Raw genomic sequence first — 19,497 nt, forward strand, 5'->3', positions numbered from 1 at the left:
TGGGCGGTCGGTAAGTTGGACCACTACAGCAGGCGGCCTCGCTGGGCGGTCGCACGGCAGATCGGGCGTGGCGTGAGTTCATCTGAGTGGTTCGGCCAGGGCGATTCGGGCGCCGAGGGCGCCCGTCCCGAGGGCACTCCGCGCGGGGCAGGGTCGGGAGCAGGTGGCCGCCGTCCTCCGTCGCTGTCCTTCAACCGGCGCCGTGGGCCGTTGGTCCCGACGGTCGTGATCCTCGTCGTCCTCGGCTTCCTGGTGTCGATCATGGCGTCGGTCTGGACCGAGGTCCTGTGGTTCCACTCGGTGGGCTACGAGGGTGTCTTCGTCACGCAGCTCACGACCAAGATCCTGCTGTTCGTCGTGGGCTTCGTGCTCACCGCGGGAGTGGTGGCGTCGAGCCTGCTCATCGGCTACCGCACCCGACCGATCTATGCGCCGGTGACGCCCCAGCAGCAGAGCCTCGACCAGTACCGCGAGGCCATCGAGCCGTTGCGGCGCATCGCCATGTTCGCCATTCCCGGCATCCTGGGCCTGCTGGCGGGGACCGGTGCGGCGGGGCAGTGGAAGACGTTCCTGTTGTGGCGCAACGGCGTCTCGTTCGGCAGCAGCGACGCACAGTTCCACCTCGACCTGTCGTTCTTCGTCTTCACCCTGCCGTGGGTGCAGTTCCTGCTCGGTTTCCTCACGATGGTGCTGGTGATGGCCACCCTCGCCGCGGCCTTCACGCACTACGTCTACGGCGGGCTCCAGATCCAGGCCCGAGCGGAGCGCACGTCGCGGGCTGCCAGGACCCATCTCGCGATCCTCGTCGCGGCCCTGGTCCTGGTCCGGGCGGCGACCTACTGGTTCGACCGCTATGCGCTCGCGACCAAGGACTCACCCCTGCTGACGGGCATCCGCTACACCGATGCCCACGCGGTGCTGCCGACCAAGGCGATCCTCGCGGTGGCCGCGCTGATGACCGTCGGTCTGTTCATCGCCTCCATCTGGACCCGCTCCTGGCGGCTCCCCGTGGTCGGCGTCGCCCTGCTGCTGATCACCTCGATCGTCGTCGGCAGCATCTACCCGGCGCTCTACCAGCGGTTCAAGGTCCGCCCGTCGGAGAAGTCCCTCGAGCAGGTCTACATCGACCGCAACATCAAGGCGACGCGCGCTGCCTACGGCATCGCGAACGTCGACACCAAGGGCTACACCGCGACGACCGAGGCGAGCCCGGGTCAGCTGCGTGACGACGCGGAGACGATCCCGGGCATCCGTCTGGTCGACCCCATCGTGGTCTCCCCGACGTTCAAGCAGCTCCAGTCGGTCAAGTCCTACTACGCCTTCCCCGACGCCCTCGACGTCGACCGCTACAACATCAACGGCAAGATCAACGACACCGTCGTGGCGGTCCGTGAGCTGGACCTCGACGGCCTGCCGCAGAACCAGCGCAACTGGCTCAACGACCACACGGTCTACACGCACGGGTTCGGTGTTGTGGCGGCCTATGGCAACCAGCGTGGCGCCGACGGTCAGCCGGTCTTCTACGAGCAGAACATCCCCCAGATGGGTCCGCTGGGACAGTTCGAACCCCGGGTCTACTTCGGCGAGCAGTCGCCCACGTACTCCATCGTCGGAGGTGCGACGGGATCTCGGGCGCGTGAGTTCGACTACCCCGACGGCAGTGCAGCCGGACAGAAGAACAACACGTACACCGGCAAGGGCGGGGTGCCCCTCACGTCTTTCCTGCGCAAGGCCGCCTATGCGCTGAAGTACCGCGAGCTCAACTTCATGCTCTCCGACGCCGTCAACGACAGGAGCCGGCTGCTCGACCACCGCGAGCCGATCGAGCGCGTCCAGCGGGTCGCCCCCTGGCTGACCCTCGACGGCAACCCCTATCCCGCCGTCGTCGACGGGCGCGTCCAGTGGATCGTCGACGGCTACACCACCACGGCCGACTACCCCTACTCACGGCTCACCGAGATCGACAGCGCGACGTCGGACTCGACCACCGCGAACTCGCAGTCGGTGCGCCCCATCGGCACCGGTCAGGTCAACTACATCCGCAACTCGGTGAAGGCCACCGTGGACGCGTACGACGGCTCGGTGAAGCTGTACTCGTGGGACGACAAGGACCCGCTGCTCAAGGCGTGGTCCAACGCGTTCAAGAACACCGTGCTGCCGATGAGCGAGATCAGCGGCGACCTGATGTCGCACCTGCGCTACCCCGAGGACCTCTTCAAGGTGCAGCGCACGATGCTCAACCGCTACCACGTGACCGATGCCGACTCGTTCTACGGCGCCGGTGACTTCTGGGAGGTGCCGGAGGACCCCGCCCAGGAGGGCAACGTCGACCAGCCGCCCTACTACCTCACGCTCAAGATGCCCGACCAGACCGGCGCACGCTTCTCCCTGACGACGACCTTCAAGCCCATCGGCGACCGGCAGGTGCTGTCCGGCTTCCTGGCGGTCGACGCGGATGCCGGGTCCACCGACGGCAAGCGCAGCGACGACTACGGCACGCTGCGACTGCTCACCCTGCCCAAGGACAGCCAGGTTCGAGGGCCGGGCCAGGTGCAGAACGACATCAACTCGTCGAACGTCACCTCGCCCGACTCGACCCTCAACCTCAGCCAGTTCCTCAACAACGCGCGGCAGACCGGGTCCCAGGTCACCCTGGGCAACCTGCTCACCCTCCCTGTCGGCGGTGGGCTGTTGTACGTGCAGCCGATCTACGTGCGGGCCCAGGGCACGTCGGCGTTCCCACTCCAACGGGCCACGGTCGCGGCCTTCGGCGACAAGCTCGCCTGGGCCTACACCCTCGACGGCGCGCTGGACGGCCTGTTCGGCGGCAACTCCGGCGCCAGCGCCGGCGACTCCGGCTCCACGCCGACCACGCCCCCCACCACAGGAGGCGGCACGCCGACGACACCGACCACGCCCCCGCCGGCCGACGCAGCCGCGCTGGCCAAGGCGCTGGCCGATATCCAGGCGGCCTACGACGCGGGTCAGAAGGCGCTCAAGGCAGGTGACTTCGCGGCATACGGAACGGCCCAGAAGCAGCTCGCCGACGCCATCGGGCGCGCTGTGGCCGCCGCCCCGAAGGGCGGGTCGGTGACGGTCACGCCCACACCGTCATCGAGCACCACCACCCCGGCGCCCACCGCGACCTCGACTCCCTAGGGGCCTTGTCCGGACCCTGCGCCGCCCGATTTGGTTCCGGCGCAGGGGCTCCCGTAAGGTGGTGTCTACCGACGCGGGGTGGAGCAGCTCGGTAGCTCGCCGGGCTCATAACCCGGAGGTCGCAGGTTCAAATCCTGCCCCCGCTACTCAAGAAGTAGCAGGTCAGAGGCCCCTTCCAATCAGGAAGGGGCCTCTTGCTGTCGTCGTTTACCCCCGCCTGTAGCCAAAAGTGTAGCCAGCGGCAACAGGCGGCCCATGTGTCTCACTGCGTCTCACCGTGCCCAAAGCAGCTCGACGGCGAGGGTGACCGATGACCACAGTGGGTCCGAGGCCGTCCCAGCCGTCCGAGCGGCCGCGGCCGTAGGCGTGTGCGATGGAGTGGCCCCGCGCCCGCCGCGGTCCGGGACTTGGCGCGATGAGATGGGAGCGCGGCCGTGCCTTTGCGGCGGTAGGACGCAGGTCCGATCCGCCCTCAATGCGGCAATGAGTGCTACCAAGCAGGCAGCATGGCCGTGGGTGTCTGGATTACAGACAAAACGAACGGAGAACTCCATGTCGCCAAGCGCGCCCGGGAACCATGGAGAAAACTGCGACGAAACCATTGCCCGGTTCATCGTCGAGAAGACCCTCGGCGTACGCGTCTGCTCCTACGACGACCGACGTGGCAAGAGCCTCCCCGACGCCATCATTCACCGAGCTGGCGGTGTGCCGCTCGAGATCGTGTCCGATCCGAACAAGGCAGACAATCAACTCGCCAATGCGCTAGAGAAGTTCGGCCGGCGCAAGCAGTACGCCGGGCTCCAGCACGGCTATTGGGTCTCGCTGACGTCCAAGGCCAGAGTCAAGGACCTGACATGGCTCGAGAACACGTTGCGTGATTTTGGGGACCCCGCCAAGCGCGACGAGGTGCCGAGGAGGACTGAGCAGTACGAGTTCATCGCGCCGTTCGACAAGTTCGCACCCGGTGAGGTCCGGTTCACGATCGGTTCCGGTGGAGGGCGACCCATCGCGGACGGCCCCAGCGTCGTAGCCGCAGCCTGCGCAGTCCTTGCCCGCCCCGGGTACGCGGACGTGCCAAAGAAGCTTGAGGAGTTCGGTGGCCCTGAGCGGCACGCCGTACTGACAGTCGACAGCGAGAACGACCCCGTCTTCGAGTGGCTTCGGGACGCAACGCCCGACGACGTTGCCCGACTGCCGCCGCCGCAGCTGGACCTCAAGATAACGCACCTATGGATAACGCCACGGTGGCTACCCGCGCTCACCCTCCATTGGGACCCGGCAACCGCGTGGCGAGGAACCGAGTGGGAGTGGGGCCACGTCTCCGAAGTACTCGACACATGGGACGACCCCTGGTGTGCCGAGGTCCACGCACCGCAGTGACTCAACGTCGGATCCCGTATGCCCCTCTACCCAAATCCGTTGCTCGGTGATCGACTCATGTCTGGACTGGGGTCGGGACCGAACTTCGCCCCGATCCATCGAGGGTCCATCGGTGGATCGGGGTTTAGAGATCGTGTTTGCATGGCCGCAGAGCATCTCGATGTGCCAGATGTAGGTGTTCGATCTGTCGCCCTTGCACAGGACTGTGAAGAACGGTTCTTTCCGCTTGTCGCTCAACCTGTCGGTCGCGTCGGGGAGACTGTAGTCGTGACGACCTGTTCCCAGTCGAAATCGACGAGGTGCGCAGATGCACGACGTAGGGGGAGTTGTATGGGTGAGCGCGATTCAGGTGCGAGCGCAGAGATGATGCGCGCATGACGGGCAAGAAGAGCACTGCGAAGCTCCATCACTATGTGCCGCAGGGGTATCTTCGGGGATTCGCGACGAGCCAAGAGCGCATCAGGGTCATGCCCCTTGACTGCTCCCGGGCGCCATACACGCCGAGCGTGAAAAACGTGGCTGCGCAGAACCACTTCCACACGGTCGGCGAGTTCGAAGAGCCAGATGCGTTCGAGAAGGTGCTTAGCGAAGTCGAGGCTCAGGCCCTCGGTATCATCAGGGGCTTTGCCAACGGCGAGTTTCCTCCTTCCGAGGAGAACAGGTGGGCCTTTGCCCACTACGTGGCCTTGCAAAGCGTGCGCGGGCCAGATACCCGGAGGACAACCGAGCACGTCCGCGCGACCATGGTTCGGCTGGAGGTAGGCGTCGGTGGTCGCAAGAACGTTGGTACTTGGATCCGTAAGAACCTTGGGTTCGATCCGTCGCAGGAGCAAGAGGATCGAATCTGGGACGAGGCCACCCAGCCCGGTGGACCGCCGATCGGATTCTCCAACCTGGCTCACATCCAGAACACAGTCGAGACCGCAGTCGAGCTGACGCCCTACCTTGCGATCCGTCCCTGGACACTCGTTCGCTTCGACCGACGCTCCCTCATAACATCGGATGCTCCAGTCAGCCTGGTGCGCCGACCGGATGACGAGCCATGGGAAGGAGTCGGCTTCGGGACGGCATGGGGCGTCACCTTCCCGCTCACTCGCAAGCTGGGGCTACTCATGAGTGATCCCATGGCGATGTTGGAGGGTGCCGGAGCGGAAGATCCGCGTGTCCAGCAGCTACGCGAGATGGTGCTTGCCGGACGGATCGACCGAATCCAGTCCGGGACCACAGCAATGGAGAAACTGTTCAACCTGCACACCGCGGAATCGGCTAGGGAGTATGTCTTTCACCACCCCGAGGACGAGCGGTACGTGCCTGTCAATCTGCCCGAGCCGGACCTGGTCAACATCAAGCCGATGGGTGGTCTCGTTGATATGGATTTTGACGGTGAGCCGCTGTTCGCATCCGATTGACGTGAGATCAATCTGACGGAAGTTGGCGTGCGGAGCACCGGGTTGGCCTCGCCCTTCACCCAGACCGACCTCCGACACGACCACTACACCCTCATATGTGATGAGCCCAATTATCGGCGGATCGAACCCGCGTCGATCTGGGCGCCAAGCAGCAGCATCGGGGCACGCCCGCGATGTGCGGAGAGACGCTCATCCGTCCTGATCGGCGCTTCGGGTCCTTGGGGAGCCATTCTGATGGCACTGGCGTGACCCCTTCGGAGTGGTCCACCCGTTGTGAGAGTCCAAGAGCCCACACTGTGGGCGAGGAGGACGATCACGATGAAGCGACACCGGCACACCCCCGAGCAGGTGGTCCGCAAGCTGCGTGAGGGCGAGCGGATTCTCAACGACGGCAAGGACTTGACCGAGGTGCTGCGCACCCTGGAGATCTCCGAGGCGACCTGGAACAGGTGGCGGTCCCAGTACGGAGGGATGAAGGCGTCCGAGGCGAAACGCCTGAAGGAGCTTGAGTCCGAGAACGCCCGGCTCAAGAAGCTGGTGGCCAACCAGGCCCTGGACATCGACATGCTCAAGGAGCTGGCCGAGGGAAACTTCTGACCCCGGACCGTCGCCGCCGTGCCGTGGGGCATGTGCGGAATCGGTTCGGGGTTTCCGAGCGTCGGGCCTGCCGGGTCGTCGGCGCGCACCGGTCCACCCACCGGCTGCCCCGGCGAGCCCGGCCCGATGAGGAATCTCGGCTGCGGGCCGAGCTGCGCCGGATCGCCCGGGCGCACCCGCGGTGGGGGTGGCGGATGGCGTACCGGCTGCTGCGCCGCGACGTCACCAAGGCGTGGACGTCGGTGAACCACAAGCGAATCCAACGACTGTGGCGGCAGGAGGGCCTGCGCCGCCCGGTCCGCACGAGGAAACGCCGCCACGTCAGCCCCGACAACGGTGAGCGGCTGCGCGCCGAGCGTCCGAACCAGGTCTGGGCGCTGGACTTCCAGTTCGACGAGACCACCGACCGGCGCCGCCTGAAGTCGCTGCACGTCGTCGACGAACACACCCGCGAAGCGCTGGCGATGCGAGTCGGGCGCACCGGCACCTCCGACGAGGTCGTCGAGGTGCTCATCGACCTCGTCGCGGTCCGCGGCGCACCCGAGCACCTGCGGATGGACAACGGCCCGGAGATGATCGCCTGGGCCCTGCGCGACTACTGCCGCCTGGCCGGCACCAGAACCGCCTTCATCGAGCCCGGCTCACCGTGGGAGAACCCGTTCGTCGAGTCCTTCAACAGCCGGGCCCGCGACGAACTGTTCAAGATCGAGGAGTTCGCCACGCTGCTCGAGGCCCAGGTCGTTGTCGAAGCCTGGCGGATCGAGTACAACACCTACAGGCCGCACTCCTCCCTCGGGGACCTGACCCCGGCGGAGTACGCGGCCAGCTGGACCAGCACCACCCAACCAGCACTCTCATAGCGGTTGGACCACATCACGGGGTCCCGTCAGCACATTGACGCCCACGCTAGGACTCGAGAGCCCGTTCGATCAGCTCGGAAACAGATCGTGCTAGCTCGCGGTCCTTGCCAACCGACCGGTGGGTGTAGATCTGGAGGGTGATCGAGGTGTTGGCGTGGCCCATCCGATCGCTGAGCATCTTGGGATCGACGCCGGCGTCCATGGCAAGGGTCGCGTAGGTATGGCGGACGTCGTGCAGCCTGATCCGAGGAACGCCGGCGCGGTCCACTAGTCGGTTGAAGCGACGCGTCAGCGTGTCTGGATGGAGACGTACGCCGTCCGGCCGCACGGTGATGAAGTCATGGTCTGGGTAGCTGGCCCCGAAGGCCTCGCGTTCGGTGTCGATCAGCTCCAAGTGGCCGAGTAGGTGCTTCATGGTGAAGTCGTCAAGCGACAGCGTGCGCCTCGCCGCTGCCGTCTTGCCGTCTGAGTCGGCGGCTCGTCCATCCACCACGACGCGGGTGTCGGCCACCACGAGGGTCTCCTCCTCGAGGTCTAGCCAACGTCGACGGATCCCGGCCAGCTCGGAACGACGCATTCCGGTGGTGGCGGCTAGAACCCACAGCCCGGCATACCGGTCCTGGAGCGCGACGCGGAGCCAAGCGGCGAGTTCATCGGTGGTCCAGGGCGCGGCTGTGCGCTCGATCTGAGGGGTCGGCCGGGGAAGCACAGCGTGATGCGTCGGGTTCGCTGTCAGGTAGCCCCATGCCACCGCATCGTTGAAGGCTCGGTGAAGCATCCTGTGAATGTTGCGGACGGTCTTCGGTGCCAGGCCGCTGCCTCGGCCCTTGGGGACCCTGCCGCGACGGAACCGCATGAGCGCGGACCGCGCGGCGTCTCGGGAGACGCCACATCGGTCGGCGATTTCGGTCGGACGAGGACCAAGGCCGCCCCGTTCGTCCATGTGGGCCGACCAGTACTCGTAGACCCGAAGACTCGTGTCCTTGCGCTTGCGACCGCTCTCACTCAGGTGCCGATAGAACGCGTTGAGGACCTGAACCGTGACATCGCCCAACCACCGCTGGCCGATGGTGGGAGCCACGTAGTCCTCGACCATGTCTCGGTAGCTGGCGAACGTCGATGGCTTCAGTGATGGTCGCACTGAGTCAAGCCACTCCTGAAGGAACACCTCGGCTCTCACTCGCTTGGCATGGGGAGCACGGCCGACGTCAAGTTGCTTCTTGGCCTCCACGGCCGCAGTCCAGGCTTCCTGCTCGGTCGGGAAGCCACCCTTGTATGACCGCTTCCGGCTCCCGTCGAGCGTCGCCCGATCCCGCTCCACCTGGTAGGCCCAGGCCTTGCCGCGCTTGTACACGGCGACGCCGGGAAGGGTGCGACGGCTCATGCAGCCTCCCCGCCGTCGAGGAACGCCTTGAGCTTGTGGGTTACCACGAATACGCGACCGCCTAGATGACGCGTCGGCAACTCGCCAGCAGCGGCGAAGCGGTAGGCGCTGGCTCTGCTCAGCCCTAGGATCTTTGCAGCCTTGGGTACCGAGATCAGTGCTGGTAGTTGCTCCAAGTCCATCATGGTGTTCTCCATGTGAGTGTTCCGCGGGTTGACCTTGCAGCCGCCTTGTCGGGGCTCGCTCTCCCCCCGTGTACCGGGGAGTGGATACACCATCTGAATGGAATGGGCACGACCGTCGACGCCCGCGACTTACAGCTCAGGGGCAAGACCGAGGGAGGTCGTCACCGCGGGAGCCCTCGTCCAGCGGGGGAGCCTCTGCAACTCGGGAGGGACCGTGCTGACCACGGTGGCAGCCGCGTTCGCGGCGTCGTGAGCGACCGACCTCAGATCCTGGATCTCCTTTGGTAGCACGGGAACGAACCGGCCCAACTGTCTTGCCTGGAGACGTTCAGCGGCACTGGGCAGGATCCTGGCGGGGGCGTAGAGAAGCTCCGATCTCGTGAGCGAATAAGGGAGGTGTCGCGCTTCGTGTGTGATGTCGGCGATCTCGCCCAATGCATTGGCCAGCTCGTTGCAGGCGGCAATCCGCTCACCGGCTGTGAGGTCGCACTCGGACCCTCCGTCGACCAACCTCTGGTCGAGCACCTCCAAGACGCCGTGGACATTCCGGGTGGCTGAAGCGAACTCCCGTCCGGGCTTCACGGCTGTTGTCACGTTGCCCCATTTCTCTTGGAGCCGACGCTGGCTCACGGCAGCCTCGCGAAGGCAGTCCTGGGCCTCGTGGTGCTCGACCGTCCCCGCCTGAATGGAGCCGAGCATCCTCGCGGACACGGCGTAGATGTGCAGGCTCTGATTGGCGATGGCTCGAAGCGAGTCTGCGCTGGGGATACCGCGCCGGACCTCGGCGCGCGCGCAATCAGCCCACGAGCGAAGGGCAGACTGCAGCTCGTCGTTGAGGCCGGGACTCGTCGGCCCAGCGATGAAACTCGCGACGCGGCTGAGGCTGTCGCTCTCCACTCGCTGGCTTAGCTGGTCTAGGGAGCGCTCGGCGTACTTGGCCAGCTCGAGGGCCTGGTCAGCGGTCGCAGTCGGAAGGCGCGACACAGAGTCACGAGCTGCCATCACCGTGACGGTCAGGAGCCTGGCCATGACAGGGCTGAGCTGCGCGTCGGTGCCCAGAGGATCGTCCTGGACGCCGAAACTCTGGCGTCGCCGGTGCAGTGTGATCAGGTCCGCGGTTGTTCCCAACATGGTGCTCAGGCGATCCAGCGGGTGGGTGCTTGTCGCATTGGCGGGCACGACTTCCGCCGCGTCGAAGAGGTCCGCGGCCCCGATCACGTAGGCGCCGGTGTCGAGGACCCCAGGGAGCTGTGATCGGTGCAGACGCCCTAGCACGGTGTCAACGCCGACTCCGAGCTGTGTGGCCGCCTCCCTCACCGTGTACCTGGTCTCGGGCGCGGCGAACTGTGGCGCCCTCGGGAGGTTGCGCGCTATCTCGCGTGGGCGCGAGGCGATTGTGTTGCTGACTCGACGGCCAACCAGTAAGGGATTGGCCAATTCGCGCATCAGCCGATGAGTGGTGGCCTCGAATGTGGTCCATTGCTCGGTGGTCGTGGGTTGGTCGGAGAAACGCAGGCCCCGGGCCAGGGACTCGGCCCGGGCGATGAGATCAGGGAGCGTCGTGACGGTCATCGCGCCGCGTCCTTCGATGCGATCCCCGCGCGAAGGGCTTGCAGGTCGCCGATCCACTCAAGGACATCGGGAAGCTGAGCCCCGTTGACCGTCTCGAGGAGGGCGAGGGCGGCGTCGAGGTGCTTAGTCACGTCCAGGTCGTCTGGTTCCGCGGCGGCGCGAATCGAAGGGTCGAGACCTCCCCTGATGAGGTGCAGCTGGCCAGCCAACGGGAGCCAGGGCGAGAACACGTCGTCTCCGGCCCGCCGTTCCAACTCGCAGGCCGCTAGGTCGATGTGGACACAGGCCCGCGCGATGACAACCGATGCGGGCTGCGCGTCAACGTGGTCTGATTCGATGCGACTGGGCATGCGAACTCCTTCTTGGTCAGGTGTGCCGAGAATGTGACTGGGACTTCGACCATCGACCCACGAGGTCTCCGTCGCGCCGTCAGCTCAGAGATCTGGGGACAACTGCGGCGGCCTCATGTCCGGGACGGCCGTGAGCCGCGTCGTTGGGCCGCGCAGACGAGCGCTACTGATGAAGCCCTCGAGGACCGGTCCAAACGTGGCTTCGTGATTCCAACCCCGGACGGTCATCTCATGCGATGCCTGACTCACGAAGTCATGCAAGTCGTGACCAGTGAGGTCCTTGCCGATCGCAGCAAGGATCTTGATCGCTTCCCTAGGGGCACGCGGGTCGCCTTCGAGGAACAGCCTCACCAGGTCTCGAGCGGGGACCCGCGGACACACCTCAGCAGGATCGCTGCGGCGGTCGGTTCGTGGATCGAATGCGGCGAGCCCGGCGGTGCCGTGTTCTGAAAGCCAGTCCGCAGGGTCGATCCCCTCGGGCAGTTTCACCGTCAGCGCAGGTTTCCCAGCGTCGAGGCACAAGGCCTTGAGCCAGCGATCCGTTCCCTCGCGCCCTGCACGGTCCCCGTCAAGGGCGATGACAGGGGGAGAAGGGTGCAGCGCGATCACGGACTCTGCTTGCGACGCGGACACGGTCACCCCGCTGGTCGTGAAGGGAGCAAACAAGTGGGTATGCCGGGCGGCCGCCGCCGCGGCGACCGCCAGCGCATCCAGCGGTCCCTCCACGATGACGACCGTCGCGTCAGCGGACAGGGGGCCGCTCCACGGCGCGTAAAGCGCCGCACCCTTGTCAAAGATCGGCGTGCGGCGAAGGTTGAGGTACTTGGGAATCTCGGCTCGGCCGGTCGTGTCGCGCCCGATAAACCCATCGATGCGCGTCCCCTGCGACCGCACCGGAACAACCAGTCGGTCGCGGTAGGTGTCGATGTGGCCGCCGGATCTGGTGGGGCGGGCGAGGTCGAGTTCCTCGAGCTCGGCGATCGAGACTCCCCGGGCGATGAGGTACGTCGTGAGTCCCGTCCAGCGGTTCCCCGTATGGCCGACAACTGGCTCGCCAGCTCGACGGGCAAGCGCGCGTACCTCGATGCCGCGCGTGCCCAGGTAATGCGTGGCTCGGGCCTCGCGGGCAGGAGCGGTGAAGTATTCCCACGCCATCCGATTCACTGCGTGAGCTCGGGCCGTCCCCGTTACGAAGGCAGGTCGCGTTGATCCGGACGCTGCCCGGTGAGCAGTCGCCGCGGTCGGCGGTGCCGTCGGCTGTCCTTCTAGACGTTCGACCGCCTGCACGAAGGAGATGCCGTGCAACTGTTGGACGAAGTCGATTACGTCGCCATGGGCTCCGCAGCCGAAGCAGTGGAATCGGTCGGCGACCCCGCCGACGGAGAGGGATGGCCGGCTGTCCTCGTGGAAGGGACAACATCCGATGAAGCCGCTTCCTTGTCGACGGAGTTCAACTCCGCTGGCCGCAACGACCTGTTCGATCGGGTGGGAGCGACGCATCGCGTCGAGGTCCCACCTGGCCGTGGTGCTCACAGCTCCGGGCCAGCGCTGGGGGCGTCCGCCGACGGACCAATCTGCAGGGTGACCAGCCGGGCGAACTCGGCGGCGGACATGTGGATGTCCGAGTCCAGGGCCCGACGGAAGGCAGCCTCGACAGCGGCCGTGGGGACGTCGAGCCCGATGAGCGCGTACTCGTCCCAGGTTGCGTCGTAGGCGTAGAGGGCGCCAGCTGGCGCCTCCTCGATCCTGCGGTGCGAGATGCGCTGGTCGCTTCGTGGCCCCCACCGCATGCCGTAGTCGTGATCGGTCCCCGGGGTCGCGGCATACCGAGCCTTGAAGGCGTGTGCGCCGAGCCAGTCGAGCTCAGGAGCCTTCTGGTCCAGGCTGCGGGGCGCGTCCGTCGATGCCAGCCGAGCTAGTGCCGGGACCTCGACGCGGCCTTCCTCGAGGGCCCGCCCGAGGCGATCGGCCACCTCCAAGACCGGAGTGCCGTGGTTCAGGCAGGTCAGTTGAGCAGCGGACTGAAGGTAGGCGTTTCTCTGGCCGAGGCGATACCAGTAGTCGACGTCGTCGGCGCGATCGACGTTCTGGTGGGCGCGAACGGCGAGGTGAAGCAGGATCTCTACGGCGTCACGAGCGTTGTACGTCGCGGGCGCCCCCGAAGGCTGAACTCTGTTGGGGTGGCTGGGATGCAGACTCATCACCGATCTGCCTTTCGCAGCCGCGCGGGCCGATCCCGCGCTGTGATCCGGCTACGGGCCTACCGGTACAGAGTCAGCGCCGTCACCCGTCGCCGTGCTCCAGTTCGCCGGTCAGAGTCGTCCAACGCCTTCCGGTGTCAGCGTCGACGAACGCCGACCAGGCTTGGTCATCGACGACCAACGCCTGTGTGGGCGGCGTCCGGTGTTCGTGGACCGAGCACTGTGTCTTGGCGTTCAACTCGACGAGTCGGTGCTCGGTCTCTCTCAGGGCACGTGCAAAGTCCAGCGATCCGCTTGGTGACGCGCTGGGGTCAAAGGAGATCCGCTCGAAGTCGTGCAGTGCGGACAGGGTTTCGACAATCGAGTTGTGGTGGTACCAGCACGGCGGGATCGTCCTCGTGTCGAAGTCATAGCGGCCCGCCAATGCCTCAACCCACCCACGAAGGTCCGCCCAAGCGGATGGCGCGACATCGGGGAGCAGTGACGGCCAATGAACTGGGCCAGGGCCCTGCTCAGTCGGATCTGCTGGCACCCTGGATCACCGTCTCGAGTCGCCGGCGTGCGGCCTGAAGGTCCGTGGCGTCGTCTCGCTGGTGCCAGGGGCGCATCCTCAACACGATCGGTCGGGCTGACCGGTAGATGAGGACGGCCGTGCCGAATGGAAGCATCCTGAGTTGAGAGGAGTCGAGGATTGGCACCTGTCGTGTCGATGAGCTCCGTGACCTGCGCCCATCTGTTCCGGTGGACTCGCTGTACTGCCGTTCGTCCCGTTGGCCGATCAGACGGGAGAGGTCATCCAGGTCTCGCGCGTTGGAGCCTCCACCGAGGATGACCTTCAGAATGGCGGCGTCCCAGATCGCCGATGCCTCGTGCTCTCCCCAGACCGCGCGGGCCTGGGCGAGGGACTGCAGGACGACGGTGGTGGAGATGCCGGTACCGCCGCCTTCGGACATCAGCGAGGTCAGCGACGGCAAGGGATAGTTCGCCGCCTCGTCGAGGATCATGGACAGAGGTGGGTCGATCCGCGCTCCGGAGGACCGTGCTGCCATTCGTCTTGCGACCTCAGCCACATCCTCGACGAAGGCGCCGACGATCCCAGCCGTCGCGGACGCACCCGTCGATGTGCCGACCAGGAACACGGTGCCACGCCTGCGCAGGAAGACTTCCGGGTCGAACTGCTCGCCCGGGCCTGGGGTGAGCGCATTGAGCACCCGAGGGTCCGCAAGTGACGAGAACGCGATCGAGACCATGGCCCAGACGGAATCTCTCTGTCGTTGGTCCGCGGTCACGATCGACTCCAGTGCCTGGTGCCAAGAGGTGGCGGCACGGGGATCCGACGCCAGGATCATGACCGCCTCGTGGGCCTGAAGGGCAGACAGGGACCAGCGGTAGAGGTCTGCCGCCCCCAACCGAGCCAATGCCGCCGCATGCAGGAGGCATCGCACGGCCTGCTCAGCAGAGGCCTGCCAGAAGTTGGCGTCGGTAGTGCCAGAAGCCGCACCGGATGTCAGCGCCTTCGCTCTCACCATGGCCACGTGCGGGTCCTCACAGCCACGGACCGGGGACCACCGGGTCGCCGAGTCGATGCCGGGCGCGAGCCCCTGCGGGTCGAAAACGGCAACGGGTCCCACCATTGCCCTGGCCTCGAGGCAGGCTGTGAGGTTGTCTGGGCGGGTCGAGGTGGTGATGACCCCTCCGGGCGCATCGAGGATTGCGTTGATGACCAGGTGTAGCCCCTTTCCCGACCGCGGAGGGCCGAGGACCACGATCGAATCCTCAACAGTGGCAAAGCACGTCACTCCACGCGCTTCACCCAGGGCATGCCCCAGGTCCTCGATGCGGGGCGTACTCAGGCCGGGCCGCAGCTGCCCCGCGCGGGTCTTGAGAGCGCGACGCCCCGCCACCTTGTCGCACTCAGCTCGAGACGCCAGGCCCTCGGCGTGCCTCGGGTCCTGTTTGCCGTCGGCGTTGGTGCGCATGAGCCGCCAAGCCGCTGTGAGCACGGCGGCAACGACGACGAGGACCAGCCCCACGCAAGTCCAATAGAGCCCGGGGGGCCCGACGCCGTCACCCCAGGCGGCTGACGGATGGGCAGCCGCTGGGCCGAGCACCTGAATGGCCGCCTGCAGACTGAGCGAGGGTGGCTGACGGCGCCGGATGAGGGCGCTCAGGGCAGCGCCAAGCCACAGGACCACGACAAGCGCGCCCACGGTTAGGGTCGCCATGGCGACGAGCCTGTCGGAGCTTCCCAAGTTTGCACGACGTGAAGAGGTGGTGAACATGGGTGGTCACCGACGTCCCGGTTCAGGCATGGGTTGGCCCATTCGAGAATTTGTGTCGAAGAGCTCCAGCTCGCCGTCCGTGACGAGGTGGCGAATAACAAAAGCCCTTTGGCCCACTCGCCAAAGTCCTTCTCCCCGTTGCAGTTCCGGCAGTTCGTTGCGCTCTGTTGCCGATAGGCCGAGGACCGATGCCGTCCGCGGCGCCTCCGAGGTCTCCTGCTGGTAGATGATCTTCGTTGAGCAGTCGGCAAGCAGGCCTCGGGCCAGCGCACGCGACTCGGAGTCCTCACTGCCGACGGCTTCGAGGTCGGAGAGTCGGTGGATGATCATGAGGTTGGCGATGCCAAGGCCGCGCGACAGCTTCCACTGCGACTGCATCCGGCTCAGCAGCGCGGGCTGCCTGATGAGTCGCCAGGCTTCGTCGTAGATGACCCAGCGCTGGCCACCGAGAGGGTCGGACAGCGCGGCCTCCATCCATGCGGACGCGCAGGCCATCACCATGGCGATGAGCTGGTCGGAACCGGAGATCCGCGAGAGGTCGAGAGTCACCATCGGAAGACTCGGGTCGAAACGGACGGTCGACTCACCGTCGAACAGCCCAGCCAGGTCGCCGGAGACCAGCCGACGCAGCGCATGCCCGATGTCGCGACCGTCTGTGAGGAGCTGCTCAACCGTCGCGCCAGCCTCTCCCCGCGTTGGGTTAAAGAGCGCCTCCACCACCGCGGGAAGGGTGGGCGCGTTCGCGCCATCGACGACCGTTCGGAGTGCATGGTCCAGCGCGGTGTGCTCGACGGCCCCCATTGGCCTGTTGAGAGCGGACTCGACAAGCGCGCCGAGAAGTGCCCGACGACGAGTCGCCACGAGAGCGCGCCATCCCGCGTCCTGGATGTCTAACGGGCGAGGCCCTTCGTCCAAGGGGTTGAGGCGGTTGCCGGTGCCGTTGCCGAGTTCGATGGCGACGCCGCCCACGGCCTTCGCGACTACTGTCCATTCGCCCTTGGGGTCGCCCGGCACGTAGACCTTGCGACCGGTGGCGATCGAACGTGTTGCCAAGGACTTGGCCAGCATGGACTTGCCACGACCTACGACACCGGCCAGGAGGCAGTTGGGATTGGTGAGCGTCCCGTCCTGGTAGAGCACCCAAGGGTCGAAGCAGAAGCCACCGCCCGACCAGGCGTCCTGTCCCACGAAAGTGCCCTGACTGCCAAGGCCGCCTTCGGCGAGGAAGGGATAGGCGCCGGCGAGGACCTCCGATGTCGCCCGGTGCGCGGGCAGCCTCAGGTGCTTGTGGGATCGCAATGACTCAGCGAAGGGCTCACCCTTCCGGCCAAGGGTCTCGGGGCCCGTCCCGTCCTTTCCGCTTCGCGACCTTTGGGAACGTCGACGAGCGCGCCGCCTTGCCTGCTTCTCCATCTCGCGTGCTCTGCGAGACTGCATGCGCCTCTCGCGTCGCGGATGGCGGGGCGGGGTGAAGAACGTCGCCGCGTGGACGCGGTGCCGGCTGGACATTTCAGTGCACCTTTCGTGCGAGGGGCAGGGCGGCCGTTGCGAACGCTCGAGCCTGTTGGCCAACGAGGAGTCGGGTCTCGCAGAGGGCCTGGGTTGCGGCCCGCTGCATCTGGCTGACGGCGGCATCGAGTTCGTCCTTGGTGGGTGCGGTGACTGCGATCAGGCCGGTGAATTTCATGTCGGCATGGCCGCTGATCAGGGCCCTCTCGCGCTCGTTCACGTCGGCGAGCTCTTGGACATCGGCAAGGTCCTCGATGAAGCCGACGCGCGCCTTCTGGGCCGAGTCGGTGGCGTACTCGACCTTTGCCTTGCGGATGTCGCGCATGGCTGCGGCTGTCGAGAGAGGGGTCGCCGTGAGCGAGATGGTCTTGCGAATCCCAGGAGCGAAGACAAGTGCGTGCAGGAATTGCGGTGGCACGTCGGTCCGCGGCCACTCGCTGATCCAGAGGACGGCCGAGAATCCGGTGTCGTGGCGGAGGTGGTCCCAGTGCTCTTCGACCGCGATCGGCCCGGCCGTCGAGGGATTCCTTCCGAGGTCTGTGCCCGCAATGGCGTCCCAGCCTGTCGGGTCGTACGCGCTGCGGAGCACGCCGGCCAGCTCCGACGGCCCGAGCCAGCCCGCCAGCCGCAGCTCCGCTGCTCGGAGGCTCGAGTCGAATGCGCTCATGTCCTGCGCAAGGACGGCAGCAGCCCCGCGCACGCCGCGGCCGGCATCCTTCACGGCCTTGCCGGCTCGCTTCATGTCCAACGAGACTGCGACGAGAGTGCGGTGGGTCGACGCCGCTGGTGCTTTGGTCTTCATCAGTTCGTCGTACTGAGCGACGGCCCACTCGGACCGGCCATCGCTTCGGTGGCCTTCCCACCAGTCGCACATGCCCTTGCCGCTGTCCGGCCGAGTGGTCTCGAGAATCTGGATGCGTGCGCATGATCCCGAGGACGCCAACCCCCCAAGGGCCCGGCCCCAGCCGTGGACCCGATGAGCTTGCTCGTCCGGGGAGAGGAGGACGTATGCCGGGTGGGTCACCTGGGCGACCGCCGTCAGGGTGCGCTCGTGCGGGTCGTGCACCATCACCGCCCCGGTGCCCGGGTCCTCCAACCAGCGCAGGGCGGCTGCGTCGCCTGGGAGGGCAAGCGTTCCGGCCGGGCGTGGCGCTCCCGGTCGCGCGGCATACGTCGTCTGACGCTCGAGGCGACGGGCCAGGAAGTGCGCAGCAGTGGGAGCCGTCTCGGCCGCAGGCCGCCCGGCCCACGGAACGAAGGCCGCCCCGAGCAAGGTCGCCCAAACGGTGGCGGTCGATAAAACTCCGAGGAACCCGCCGATCAACAGGGAGGGCACGAACACCAACGCACTGCCGGCGATGCAGGTGACTCGGATGCCTGAGAAGCCGAGGAAGAGCCCTCGGGATGGGAGGCGTCCAAAGCGCACGGATCTTGTTGGTGAGGAAGCGATGTCAGTCACGGTTTCTCCTGAGCTCGGCGGTCACTGAGGCTTGGGCCGGTCCGGCCATTGGGTTGGGTCGTTCGGGGTGGCCTTCTGCACGCTGTTGATTGCCTTGTTCGTTGTGCCCTTGGCGCCCATCGCGGCACCGGTCGCGACCGCAGCGGTCAAGACCACGGGGTTCGCTGCCCCGGTCGCTGCCGTCCCCTTGACGAGCTGGGAGCCCTGATTGCCGCTGCCGCCGACGGCCTCTGGAGGCCGCCCCTTCTCAGTCAGGGCGCCAGCACCCTGGGATCCATTGGAGGCGGCGGGAGCCCTCTGGAACTTGCCGGCTGTGTGGTGCGCCTGGGTGTGCAGGTTGTTGACCTTTTGGGGCGCGGCAAGGGCCACGCGTGCGCCGCTGGGCGCCTGTGCGGCGACCGCGTGAGCGGAGTGGAGGCTGTCCCCGGCGAAGTGGAACATCTTGATCGCCACCCACGGAGCGAAGCCACCCATGAGCAGGATCAGCGCACCCGTCGCTACCTGGGTCAGTTCCTGCCCCGCGCCGGAGTGCGAGGCAAGGCCCGCTCCCTCTGTGACGGATACGCCGATCATCAGGATGACGACGAGCAGGAGTTTCGAGGCAATCATGGCCGACATGAACTCGACCCATTTGCGCACCCAGCCGCGAGTGATGTCGGCTGTCGCCCCGGAGAAGGCCAAGGGTGTGAGCACGGCCGCGATGATGATCATCATCTTTCGGACCATCATCGCGCCCCAGACAACCACGACGGCCGCGAGCACGACGAGTGAGAACAGGAGGACCAGCGCTGGGTTGCTGATGCTGGAAAGGTTGGCAATCGCGAGCCGGGCCCCGAGACCAGAAGCGTTGGTATCCATGGCGTAGCGGACAACGCCGTCGCTCAAGGAATCGACGGCGGCCAGGAGAACGCGGGTCGCTGTGAGTGCGAAGGCTGAGGCCACTAGTGAGATGAAGAGGCCATGCAGCGCGCGCCCCAGCCCGCCGGGCTCTCGGCGGAGAACTGACTTGATGATCTGGATGAGGAAGAGTCCGAGGCTGAGGACAACGGCTATGGCCGAGGTGGCCATCAGGTCCGTCCGAAGATGAGCGGAGTCGAGGTTGACCGTGGTCGCGGCGTCGATCTCCGTCCAGAGCCAGTTCGTCGCCTCG

The 19,497-nt window shown here is 66.4% G+C and carries 15 protein-coding genes, 1 tRNA gene and 1 pseudogene; 5 read left to right on the forward strand and 12 right to left on the reverse strand.

Going from position 1 to position 19,497, the window contains the following annotated elements; genetic code table 11:
• The first annotated feature begins 72 nt into the window (after nucleotides 1-72).
• The 5 genes from AC1DWR_RS08085 to AC1DWR_RS08105 all read left to right on the forward strand — a co-directional run bounded on the left by AC1DWR_RS08085 (nucleotide 73) and on the right by AC1DWR_RS08105 (nucleotide 7,405).
• Nucleotides 73-3,159, forward strand: coding sequence for a UPF0182 family membrane protein (locus tag AC1DWR_RS08085; RefSeq protein ID WP_477624196.1), 3,087 nt, complete (start codon nucleotides 73-75; stop codon nucleotides 3,157-3,159).
• Nucleotides 3,160-3,231: 72 nt separating this feature from the next.
• Nucleotides 3,232-3,305: transfer RNA gene (locus tag AC1DWR_RS08090), tRNA-Met, on the forward strand.
• A gap of 406 nt (nucleotides 3,306-3,711) precedes the next feature.
• Nucleotides 3,712-4,539 (forward strand): hypothetical protein, encoded by an 828-nt coding sequence (locus AC1DWR_RS08095; protein ID WP_477615703.1) that lies wholly within the window; start codon nucleotides 3,712-3,714, stop codon nucleotides 4,537-4,539.
• Between the two features lie 374 nt (nucleotides 4,540-4,913).
• Nucleotides 4,914-5,948 (forward strand): DUF4238 domain-containing protein, encoded by a 1,035-nt coding sequence (locus tag AC1DWR_RS08100; RefSeq protein WP_477615704.1) that lies wholly within the window; start codon nucleotides 4,914-4,916, stop codon nucleotides 5,946-5,948.
• A 318-nt stretch (nucleotides 5,949-6,266) separates the two neighbouring features.
• Nucleotides 6,267-7,405 (forward strand): IS3 family transposase gene (locus AC1DWR_RS08105; RefSeq protein WP_477624197.1). Its coding sequence is split into 2 segments (ribosomal slippage): nucleotides 6,267-6,528 and nucleotides 6,528-7,405, totalling 1,140 coding nucleotides; the frame shifts between segments, so codons are not numbered across the junction.
• 46 nt (nucleotides 7,406-7,451) lie between these two features.
• On the opposite strand, the gene AC1DWR_RS08110 is transcribed toward AC1DWR_RS08105, so the two are convergent.
• The 12 genes and pseudogenes from AC1DWR_RS08110 to AC1DWR_RS08165 form a co-directional block, all read right to left on the reverse strand.
• Entirely contained in the window at nucleotides 7,452-8,789 is a 1,338-nt protein-coding gene (locus tag AC1DWR_RS08110; RefSeq protein WP_477615706.1) for a tyrosine-type recombinase/integrase, read from the reverse strand.
• The gene (locus AC1DWR_RS08115; protein ID WP_477615707.1) at nucleotides 8,786-8,986 is read right to left on the reverse strand and encodes a helix-turn-helix transcriptional regulator; all 201 of its coding nucleotides are present in this window, start codon (nucleotides 8,984-8,986) and stop codon (nucleotides 8,786-8,788) included. The genes AC1DWR_RS08110 and AC1DWR_RS08115 overlap by 4 nt, the downstream gene beginning before the upstream one ends.
• A gap of 117 nt (nucleotides 8,987-9,103) precedes the next feature.
• Nucleotides 9,104-10,546 carry a hypothetical protein gene (locus tag AC1DWR_RS08120; protein WP_477624198.1) on the reverse strand — a complete coding sequence of 481 codons (1,443 nt, stop codon included), beginning with the start codon at nucleotides 10,544-10,546 and terminating at the stop codon, nucleotides 9,104-9,106.
• Nucleotides 10,543-10,896: a hypothetical protein gene (locus tag AC1DWR_RS08125; RefSeq protein WP_477615709.1), complete on the reverse strand. Its 354-nt coding sequence runs from the start codon at nucleotides 10,894-10,896 to the stop codon at nucleotides 10,543-10,545. The genes AC1DWR_RS08120 and AC1DWR_RS08125 overlap by 4 nt, the downstream gene beginning before the upstream one ends.
• 84 nt (nucleotides 10,897-10,980) lie before the next feature.
• On the reverse strand, nucleotides 10,981-12,051 hold the full coding sequence (locus AC1DWR_RS08130; protein WP_477615757.1) for a toprim domain-containing protein: 1,071 nt from the start codon (nucleotides 12,049-12,051) through the stop codon (nucleotides 10,981-10,983).
• A gap of 123 nt (nucleotides 12,052-12,174) precedes the next feature.
• A pseudogene (locus tag AC1DWR_RS08135) lies at nucleotides 12,175-12,396 on the reverse strand (CHC2 zinc finger domain-containing protein); the annotation flags it as partial.
• Nucleotides 12,397-12,425: 29 nt separating this feature from the next.
• A complete protein-coding gene (locus AC1DWR_RS08140; protein WP_477615710.1) occupies nucleotides 12,426-13,097 on the reverse strand; it encodes a hypothetical protein in 672 nt (223 codons plus the stop codon).
• An 82-nt stretch (nucleotides 13,098-13,179) separates the two neighbouring features.
• Nucleotides 13,180-13,521 carry a hypothetical protein gene (locus AC1DWR_RS08145; RefSeq protein WP_477615711.1) on the reverse strand — a complete coding sequence of 114 codons (342 nt, stop codon included), beginning with the start codon at nucleotides 13,519-13,521 and terminating at the stop codon, nucleotides 13,180-13,182.
• Between the two features lie 88 nt (nucleotides 13,522-13,609).
• Nucleotides 13,610-15,322, reverse strand: coding sequence for a type IV secretory system conjugative DNA transfer family protein (locus AC1DWR_RS08150; RefSeq protein ID WP_477615712.1), 1,713 nt, complete (start codon nucleotides 15,320-15,322; stop codon nucleotides 13,610-13,612).
• 63 nt (nucleotides 15,323-15,385) lie between these two features.
• Nucleotides 15,386-16,678 (reverse strand): ATP-binding protein, encoded by a 1,293-nt coding sequence (locus tag AC1DWR_RS08155; RefSeq protein ID WP_477624199.1) that lies wholly within the window; start codon nucleotides 16,676-16,678, stop codon nucleotides 15,386-15,388.
• Between the two features lie 211 nt (nucleotides 16,679-16,889).
• Nucleotides 16,890-18,347 (reverse strand): SCO6880 family protein, encoded by a 1,458-nt coding sequence (locus AC1DWR_RS08160; RefSeq protein ID WP_477615714.1) that lies wholly within the window; start codon nucleotides 18,345-18,347, stop codon nucleotides 16,890-16,892.
• A gap of 21 nt (nucleotides 18,348-18,368) precedes the next feature.
• On the reverse strand, nucleotides 18,369-19,415 hold the full coding sequence (locus AC1DWR_RS08165) for a hypothetical protein (protein WP_477615715.1): 1,047 nt from the start codon (nucleotides 19,413-19,415) through the stop codon (nucleotides 18,369-18,371).
• Nucleotides 19,416-19,497: the final 82 nt, after the last annotated feature.

Source organism: Pedococcus sp. P2_E2 (genome assembly GCF_056403955.1).